The sequence below is a fragment of the Kitasatospora sp. NEAU-69 genome (genome assembly GCF_057158765.1).
The window spans coordinates 77013-83382 of the sequence record NZ_JBWXUE010000023.1; the positions used below are offsets into that span (position 1 = coordinate 77013).

General features: G+C 75.1%; 5 protein-coding genes. 2 read left to right on the forward strand and 3 right to left on the reverse strand.

Features of this window, described 5'->3' with window-relative positions; all coding sequences use genetic code 11:
• Complete coding sequence (gene ligD / locus AC060L_RS25415; RefSeq protein WP_483801223.1) at nt 1-1014, forward strand: non-homologous end-joining DNA ligase; 1014 nt, start codon at nt 1-3, stop codon at nt 1012-1014.
• A gap of 79 nt (nt 1015-1093) precedes the next feature.
• Here the strand turns inward: ligD and lnt are convergent, their stop codons facing one another.
• Complete coding sequence (gene lnt, locus AC060L_RS25420) at nt 1094-2638, reverse strand: apolipoprotein N-acyltransferase (RefSeq protein WP_483801224.1); 1545 nt, start codon at nt 2636-2638, stop codon at nt 1094-1096.
• A gap of 146 nt (nt 2639-2784) precedes the next feature.
• Here lnt and AC060L_RS25425 point away from each other — a divergent pair, with 146 nt between their 5' ends.
• On the forward strand, nt 2785-3351 hold the full coding sequence (locus tag AC060L_RS25425) for a histidine kinase (RefSeq protein ID WP_483801225.1): 567 nt from the start codon (nt 2785-2787) through the stop codon (nt 3349-3351).
• A 59-nt stretch (nt 3352-3410) separates the two neighbouring features.
• Here the strand turns inward: AC060L_RS25425 and AC060L_RS25430 are convergent, their stop codons facing one another.
• Nucleotides 3411-4199 carry a class I SAM-dependent methyltransferase gene (locus AC060L_RS25430; RefSeq protein ID WP_483801226.1) on the reverse strand — a complete coding sequence of 263 codons (789 nt, stop codon included), beginning with the start codon at nt 4197-4199 and terminating at the stop codon, nt 3411-3413.
• An 87-nt stretch (nt 4200-4286) separates the two neighbouring features.
• Nucleotides 4287-6236, reverse strand: coding sequence for a SpoIIE family protein phosphatase (locus AC060L_RS25435; protein ID WP_483801227.1), 1950 nt, complete (start codon nt 6234-6236; stop codon nt 4287-4289).
• Between the last annotated feature and the right edge of the window lie 134 nt (nt 6237-6370).

The following is a 6370-nucleotide window of genomic DNA, read 5'->3' on the forward strand; positions in this document are numbered from 1 at the left end:
ATGGGCGAAGCGGTGGAACTGCAGGTCGGCGGGCGCAGCGTCCGGGTGAGCAACCCGAGCAAGGTCTACTACCCGGGCCCCGGCTACACCAAGCTGGACGTCGCGCAGTACTACCAGGCGGTCGCCGAGGCGGCGCTGCGCGGGCTGCGCGAGCGGCCGACCACGATGCAGCGGTTCCCGGACGGCGTGGACGGCGAGTTCTTCTACCAGAAGCGCGCGCCGAAGAACACGCCCGACTGGCTGCCCACCGCCCGGATCAACTTCCCCAGCGGCCGCTCCGCCGACGAGGTCTGCCCGACCGAGCCGGCCGCCGTGGTCTGGGCGGCCAACCTCGGCTGCCTGACCTTCCACCCCTGGCCGGTCCGCCGCGCCGACACCGAGTGCCCGGACGAGCTGCGGATCGACCTCGACCCGCAGCCCGGCACCGACTTCCACGACGCGGTGCGGGCCGCCCACCAGCTGCGTGAGGTGCTCGACGAGTACGGGCTGCGCGGCTGGCCGAAGACGTCCGGCGGGCGCGGCCTGCACGTGTACGTGCCGATCGAGCCGCGCTGGAGCTTCCAGGAGGTGCGGCACTGCGCGATCGCGCTCGGTCGCGCGTTGGAGCACCGGATGCCCGAGCAGGTCACCACCGCGTGGTGGAAGGAGGAGCGCGGCGAGAAGGTCTTCGTGGACTACAACCAGATGGCCCGCGACCGCACGATCGCCTCGCCGTACTCGCTGCGGGCCCGCCCGGAGGCCACCGTCTCCACCCCGCTGAACTGGGACGAGCTGGACGGGGTGGTGCCGACCGACTTCACATTGCGCACCGTGCCGGCCCGGCTCGCCGAGCGCGGCGACCCGTACGCCGAGCTGCACGAGCACGCGTTCGGGCTGGAGCCGCTGCTGGAGCTGGCGCAGCGGCACGCCGACGAGCACGGGCTGGGTGAGATGCCCTACCCGCCGGACCACCCGAAGATGCCGGGCGAGCCGCCCCGGGTGCAGCCGAGCCGGGCCCGCAGGGAGCCGGACTGAGCCGCTGCACGTGCTGGGTGCTTGCGGCGGCCGCGCTCACGGGCTGCGCCCGCTGTGCCTGCTGCGCCTGCTGTGCCCGCTACACGTGCTCCTGCTGGGCCACCGGCTCGGCGCTCACCCCCGGGCGGCGGCGCCGCATGCCGCGCAGCCCGTATCCGGCCGCGCCGAGCGAGACCAGGACGGCCGTCCAGGGCACCACGTCGCCGATCCGGTCGTACCAGGTGCGGTACCCGCCGGCGGGCAGTGCGAGCGTGGTGCTCAGCACGCCGTGGGTGCCGGTGCCGAAGTGGGCGATCCGGCGGCCCTGCGCGTCGAAGGCGACCGAGGCGCCGGTCAGCGCGGCCTGGACGACCGGCCGCCCGGTCTCGGCGGCGCGCAGTGCCCCGAGCGAGGCGTGCTGCTCGGGCGCCCAGGTGTGCTGGAAGGTCGAGGTCGCGGACTGGTAGACGAGCAGCTGCGCGCCCTGGTCCGCAGCCGTCCGGGACATGTCGGGGAAGGCCGATTCGAAGCAGATCAGCACGCCGGTCGGCAGCACCTGCCCGTTGTGGTCCACCGGATCGAAGAGGTGGAAGCTCTTGCCGGGCGTGCGGTTCTCACCGGCGGCCTTGCTGATCCCGGTGAGCCAGCCGAGCGCCCAGCGCAGCGGGATGTACTCGCCGAACGGCACCAGCCGCATCTTCGCGTACCTGGCCTGGATGCCGTCCTGGTCGATCAGCACCGCGTCCTTGGAGATGTGCCCGTCGGCCTTCCGGGCGTCCTCGTTCACCAGCAGTTCGCTGCCGTCGGCGGCGGAGAGCGCGCGCAGCCGGGTGAGCGTGGGGGTGTCCCGGGCCAGGTCGGTGGTGACGCTGCTCTCGCCCCAGACGATCAGGTCGGGCCGGCTGCCCGCGAGCGTGGCGGAGATCCGCGCGGAGGCGTCCACCCGGGCGGCGCCGTCGGGGGTCTGGCCGGGCTGCACCAGCGCGATCGACGCGGTGCGCACCGTGGCCGGTGCCGACTGCAGCGCGAAGGCGGCCGGCCCGACCAGCAGCGTGCCCGCGGCGGCCGCCGCGCCGATGGCCCGGACGGCGGTGCGCTCGGCCAGCAGCACCAGCAGCACCGCCGTGTTGACCGCCACCACGGCCGCGCTGACCAGCCAGATCCCGCCCACCGAGGCGAGCGCGAGCACCGCCGGATGCCGCCACTGCGTCGCGCCGAGCAGCGCCCACGGGCCGCCGAGCGCCTGCCAGGAGCGGGCGAACTCGGTGACCACCCAGACCGAGGGCAGCACCACCAGCGCGGCCAGTGCCCGGCCCGCCGTCAGCGGCGGCCGCAGCAACGACCAGGCGGCCACGCCGACCGCGCTCTGCAGCGCGCCGAACAGCACCGCGATCACCAGCAGTCCGGGCCCGACGGTCGGCAGCAGCCAGTACATCGCGGCCAGCACGAACCCGGTGCCGAACCACCAGCCGCGCACGCCGGCCTCGCGGGCGCTCGGCGCGCGCTGCATCAGCAGCAGCCCGGGGACCAGGCCGACCCAGGCGAGCGCCTCCAGGTCGGCGGCCGGGAAGGCCAGCACCGGGAGCATGCCCGCGAGCAGCGAGCCGTAGCGGACGGGAACGGAGAGCGCGGCTCTGAGCGACATGGTCCGATTCTCCGCGCCGGACGGCTCCACCACCACGACCCGTTCACTCGGATGGGTGCGCTGCTGACGTCACGTCAGCTCGTAGCGCCTACTGTGCGGGTAAAGACCGTTCAGGCCGTTCGGGTCGTTCGATGGAGGAGCCGCAGATGCCGGACCCGCACCCGCACCAGCACGTGATGCTCTTCATCACCTTCAGCGGCCCCGACGGCGCGGCCGCCGCGTTCGAGGAGGCGAAGGAGCTGCCCGGTGCGCGGCAGGCGGCGGTGCTGCGCCGCTCGGCCGAGGGGCTGCTCGACACGCCTGAGAGCTGGCAGCACGGCGCCGGCCGGCCGACCGTGGCCAGTGGGCTGCTCGGCGGCCTGGTCGGGCTGCTCGGCGGACCGCTCGGCGTCTTCCTCGGCTGGACGGCCGGCACCGTGCTCGGCGGCGCCGCGGAGCTCAAGCACTTCCAGGACGCGGCCGCCGGCCTGCTCGTCTACAGCAGCGAACTCGCCGAGGGCGGCAGCATGCTGATCGTCGAGCTGCACGAGACGCACCCGGAGAGCGCCGACGCCCTCGCCGCGAAGTACGGCGGGCGGCTGGTGCGCCGGCCGGCCGAGGAGGTCGAGGCCGAGGTCCGGGCAGCCGACGCGGCGGCGGAGGACGCGGTGCGCGCCGAGCACGCGGAGCGCGCCGAGCGCGCTGAGGGCACCGACAACGCCGACCGGGGCTGAGGCAGCGCCTGGTGTGCGCTCGGTCGGCGGTCGGCGGTCGGCGTGCGCTCGGTGTGTGATCAGCGGACGGCGGCGACCAGGGAGTCCTGGACCGAACGCCAGACCACCCCGGCCTCCCGGAAGCCGGCCCGGACCAGCTGCTCGCTGTGCCACTCGGCCGGGTGCGCCTCGCCGTCCGCGTGCGAGCCGTAGATCTCGAAGCGGGCCGCGACCGCCTCCGCGAGCCGCGGGTCGGCCGCCGCGCTCTGCCACCACTGCGACCAGTCGAGCACGTCCGCGCCGCGGTCCTGCTCCTGGCGGCGGTGCCGCAGCTCGCGCTCGGCGGCGGTGAGCAGGGGCAGCTGCGGCTGCGGGGTGTGGTCGGCGTTCAGGAAGACGCCGCCCGGGCGGAGCAGGCCCGCCAGATCGCCGTAGAGCCGGCGCAGCTCGTCGGTCTGCAGCCAGTGCAGCGCGGTCGCGGTGACGATGGCGTCGAACGGGCCCTCGGGCAGCGCGGCGGTCCACGAGGTGTCCCGCAGGTCGGCGGTGACCAGGGTGAGCCGCGGCTCGGCCTGGAAGTGGCCGGCGGCGATCGCCAGCAGGGCCGGGTCCAGGTCCACCCCGGTGCTGGTCGCCTGCGGCAGCCGGGCCAGCAGCCGCTCGCTGATGCTGCCGGTGCCGCAGGCCAGGTCGAGCACCCGGGGTGCCGGGCCGGCGACCGCCTCGACCAGGTCGAGCATCACCCGGAACCGCTCCTCGCGGTCGGGCAGGTACCACTGCTGCTGGCGGTCCCAGCTGCGCTGCCAGCCGTCCCAGTACGCGCGCTCGTCGATGGTCCGGGCATCGGTGTCGGTGATGGTGTCGGTCATGGGGTCCCCTCCCGGGTGGGTAACTGATGCATCGGTAAGTGATGCATAGGCTCTGCACCTATTACCTATCGCGGAACGGGCCGAAACTCAATACCTGAGCCGGGCCGCGAGCAGCGCGACGTCGTCCTCGCCGTGGCCGGCGGCCAGCCCGGTCAGCGCCGTGTCGATCAGGTGCTCCAGCGGCGCGGCCGGGTCCAGCGGCAGCCCGCCGAGTGCGGCCAGCGACTCCTCGATGTCCCGGTCGCGGCGCTCGATCAGGCCGTCGGTGTAGAGCAGCAGCGTGGAGCCGGGCGCGAACGGCAGCGTCAGCTGCCGGTACCCGCCGCCGCCCGCGCCGAGCGGCGGGCCGACCGGCAGCTCCAGCAGGCGGCCGCCCGGGCGGTCCAGATCGAGCTGGAGCGCCGGCAGGTGCCCGGCGCTGGCCAGCGTGCAGCTGCCCGCCGCCGGTTCGACCAGCGCCAGCAGGCAGGTCGCGACCCGCTCCTGCTCCAGGGCCTCGACGATCCGCTCGGCCTCCTGGAGGATCTCGGCCGGCGAGCGCCGCTGCAGCGCCAGCGCGCGCACCAGCGAGCGGTACTCGCTCATCGTCGCCGCCGCGTCCAGCCCGTGGCCCATCACGTCGCCGACCACCAGCAGGGTCGCGCCGCCGGGCAGTGCCACGGTGTCGTACCAGTCCCCGCCGACCTCGGCGCTGGCACCGGCGGGCAGGTAGCGGCCGGCGCACTCGACGTCCGCGTGCGGGGTCATCGGCTCGGCCAGCAGCGCGCGTTGCAGGGCCAGCGCGGACTCGTGCTCGTGCGAGTACCGCTGGGCGTTGCTGATGCCGGAGCCGGCCCGGACCGCCAGCTCGGTCATCAGCGCGACCTGCTCCTGGTCGAACGGCGGCGAGCCGCTGCCGCGCACCAGGATCACCACGCCGATCACCAGCTCGGCCGCCGTGAGCGGCACGAACGCCGCCGAGTGCAGGCCCAGCCGCCGGTAGCGGGCCCGGCGCAGCGGATCGGCGACGGTCGCCCGGACCTCGGCATCGGTCGGGAAGTTCATCACGACCGGCGCCTGGGTGGCGATGCAGCGGGCGGCGGCGGAGTTGGTCAGCGGCCGGAGCAGCGCGCCCGCCGCGCCGAGGTACGGGCCGACGTCGAGCAGTTCCGGCACCGTGCTGAGCGCGAGCCGTCGCATCGTGACGGCGTCCGGGCCGTGCTGGAACGCGCCGTGGTGGTCGGGCTCCAGCACGTCCACGGCGGCCGCGTCGGCCAGCCGGGGGACCAGCAGCCGGGTGAGCTCCTGGGCGGCCTGGCGGACGTCGAGCGTGGTGCCGATCCGGGTGGCCGCCTCGTCCAGCAGCGCCAGCCGGGTGCGGGCCCGGTCCAGCGCCGCGCGGATCCGGCGGTCCTCGGTGATCTCCAGGACCATCGCGACCACCCCGACCGGGACGCCCGCCGGATCCTCCAGCCGGTGGTAGGCGTTGTGCCACCAGCGCAGCTCGTCGGACGGGCCGGAGGCGGTGGTGCCCTCGACGGTGTGGCTGCGGGCCTCGCCGTCGGCCAGCACGGCGCGCAGCGTCTTCTCGGCGGCGGCCACGTCGATGCCGGGGACGACCTCGCCGATCCGCTTGCCGGTGTGCTCGGCGGCCGGGACGCCGTTGATCTCGGCGAGGGTGCGGTTGACGTAGCGGTAGCGCAGCTGTGGGTCGAGGACGGCGACGCCCAGGGTGGCGCGGTCCAGGATCTGGCGGACCAGGCGGTAGTCGGAGAGCAGCGGGAGGAGCCCGCTCGGGACGGCGGCCTCGGCAGCGTCCAGCAGCGCGAGCAGGTCGTGCGCCTCGCCGTCGCCGAGCACGGCGGTGAGCGCGCGGACGGCGGTCTGGTCCAGCCGGTCGGTGCCGGTCGGCCGACCGGTGCTCTGGGCGTCGGTGGTCTGCGTGTCGGTGGTCTGGCCGCGCGCGGTCTGGGTGTCGGTGGGCTGCGCGTCGGTGGGCTGCGCGCCGGCGGTCGGGTCGCGCGCGGGCTGGTCGCCGGTCGGCTGCTCGGGGGCCATGCTCCTCCTCGGCGCGGCTGGGCTGTTCGGGCCCCCTCGCACGATCATCGCACCCCTGTCGCGGCGGGGGGGGGGGGGGGGGGGGGGGGGGGAAAAGCAGCACAGGACTAGAAGAGGGAAGAAGGAGAGAGAGG

Coding starts and splice junctions, on each gene's coding strand:
- lnt (WP_483801224.1), bottom strand. CDS start 2,638: ATGTCGCTCAGAGCCGCGCTCTCCGTTCCCGTCCGCTACGGCTCGCTG.
- ligD (WP_483801223.1), top strand. CDS start 1: ATGGGCGAAGCGGTGGAACTGCAGGTCGGCGGGCGCAGCGTCCGGGTG.
- AC060L_RS25430 (WP_483801226.1), bottom strand. CDS start 4,199: ATGACCGACACCATCACCGACACCGATGCCCGGACCATCGACGAGCGC.
- AC060L_RS25435 (WP_483801227.1), bottom strand. CDS start 6,236: ATGGCCCCCGAGCAGCCGACCGGCGACCAGCCCGCGCGCGACCCGACC.
- AC060L_RS25425 (WP_483801225.1), top strand. CDS start 2,785: ATGCCGGACCCGCACCCGCACCAGCACGTGATGCTCTTCATCACCTTC.